This is a genomic window from Burkholderia sp. ABCPW 111, assembly GCF_000773065.1.
GTDB classification, from domain to species: Bacteria; Pseudomonadota; Gammaproteobacteria; order Burkholderiales; family Burkholderiaceae; genus Burkholderia; species Burkholderia savannae.
This window is the reverse complement of the sequence record NZ_JPWT01000037.1, coordinates 1-1,426: the sequence shown is the minus strand read 5'-3', so window position 1 is coordinate 1,426 and position 1,426 is coordinate 1. Positions and strand designations below refer to the sequence as shown.

The following is a 1,426-nucleotide window of genomic DNA, read 5'->3' as shown; positions in this document are numbered from 1 at the left end:
GGGCGCGGCGTGTCGCCCGCGCGCTCGATCCAGCCGCCGCCCAGCGCGCGGTACAGATCGACGAGGTTCGTCCAGCGCGCGAGCCGCGCGCTGATCAACTGCTGCTGCGCCGTGTACAGATCGGTCTGCGCGGTCAACACCGACAGATAGCTGTCGACGCCGTTCTTGTAGCGCAGGTCCGACAGATCGTAGCGGCGCTGCTGCGCGTGCTCGTTGCGCTCGAGCGCCGCGATCTGCTGATCGTACGTGCCGCGCGCGGCGAGCCCGTCCGACACCTCGCGGAACGCGCTCTGGATCGCCTTCTCGTAGTTCGCGATCTCGATGCGCTTCTGCACGTGCGCGAGATCGAGGTTCGCGATGTTCTGCCCGCCCTCGAAGATCGGCAACGCGATGCTCGGCGCGAACGACCACGCCGCCGTGCCGGCCTTGAACAGGCCGCCGAGCGTCGGGCTCGCGGTGCCGAACGCCGCCGTCAGCGAGATCTTCGGGAAGAACGCCGCGCGCGCCGCGCCGATGTTCGCGTTCGCCGCGCGCAGCGCCTCCTCGGCCTGCATGATGTCGGGGCGCCGCGTCAGCAGATCGGACGGCAGCCCGGCCGGCACGTCGGTCAGCAGGTTCTGCGCGTTGAGCGGCAGGCCGGCCGGCAGATCGTCGGGCAGCGGCTCGCCGATCAGCAGCACGAGCGCGTTGACCGCCTGCGCACGCGCGCGCGCCTGCGCCTGCTGGTTCGCGAGCGCCGTCTCGACGACCGTCTGCGCCTGCCGCAGATCGAGCTCCGAGCCGGTGCCGTTGTCGAACTGCAGCTTCGTGAGGTCGTACGACGCGCGCGCCGTCTTCAGCGTGTTCTCCGTGACCTGCAGCAGGTCGTCGGTCGACAGGAGCGAGAGGTACTGATCGGCGACGCTCGCGACGAGCGAGATCTCCGCGGCCTTGCGCGCCTGCGCGGTCGCGAAGTATTGCGCGAGCGCCTGGTCCTTCAGGCTCTGCACGCGGCCGAACAGGTCGAGCTCCCACGACGCGGACACGCCGACGTTGTAGGCGCGCGAGATGAGCGGCTGGCGCGTCGTCGACACGCCGGCGGGATAGCGCTGGATCGAGCCCGTGCCGGTGCCGTCGAGCGTCGGGAACAGGCCGGCGCGCGTGATCTGATACTGCGCGCGCGAGGCCTCGACGTTCAGCACCGATACGCGCAGATCGCGGTTGTTCCTCAGCGCGATCTCGACGAGCCGCTGCAGGCGCGGATCGACGAAGAACTCGCGCCAGCCGATGTCGACGGCCGACTGGCCGTTCGCGCTGCGCGCGCCGGACGCAGCGCCCGGCTGCGCGGCGTAGACGCCGTCGGTCGGGAACGCGCCCGACACGGGCGCGGCCGGACGCTCGTAGCGCGGCGCGAGCGTGCAGCCCGTCGCGAGCAGGGCGACTGCGA

The 1,426-nt window shown here is 71.3% G+C and carries 1 protein-coding gene; it reads right to left on the bottom strand.

Annotated features, from left to right (window positions below):
- Positions 1–1,426 (bottom strand): efflux transporter outer membrane subunit (locus tag X946_RS05845; RefSeq protein ID WP_038744850.1); only part of this gene is annotated, 1,426 nt, incomplete at both ends.